This is a genomic window from Robertmurraya sp. DFI.2.37, from assembly GCF_029211245.1.
GTDB lineage: Bacteria > Bacillota > Bacilli > Bacillales > Cytobacillaceae > Robertmurraya > Robertmurraya methanolica_A.
Window position 1 is genome coordinate 1 of the sequence record NZ_JARGEJ010000203.1, and the last position, 489, is coordinate 489.

1 pseudogene is annotated in these 489 nt (G+C 45.0%); it reads left to right on the plus strand.

Going from position 1 to position 489, the window contains the following annotated elements:
* Positions 1-17 precede the first annotated feature (17 nt).
* Positions 18-489 (plus strand): annotated as a pseudogene (locus PZE06_RS26100) (hypothetical protein); the annotation flags it as partial.

Genomic DNA, 489 nt, shown 5'->3' on the forward strand with positions numbered 1-489 from the left:
AAAAAGGCGGTGAGGTAATGGCAGAATTAAGTTCGTTTTTTAATAGTGTTAAAGTCGGCGGTATCGGCGACAGAAGATACAAAGCCGAAGATTTCGCCCGATATTTTAACAAGTTTATCAAAAACGGATACTTTCCGGAAACGGAGAATAGCTTGCGCGTTGTTGAGAACGAAGCTATGACGACTCGACTTCGAGCAGGCGCCGCATATATGAACGGCTATTTATACGAAAATACAGACGACTTAATCTTGACGCACGATGTAGCTGACGGGGTGTTAAATCGGATTGACCGAATTGTAATCCGACTTGATTATCAAGAACGTGAGATACGGGCGTTTGTGAAAAAGGGGACGCCAGCTAGTACGCCGTTAGCGCCCGAACTTCAGAGAGACGCTGATATTTACGAGTTGGGGATAGCTGATGTCTATATTGGCGCTGGGGTTACGTCAATATCGCAAGCTAATATCACAGACCAACGAGGAAACAGTA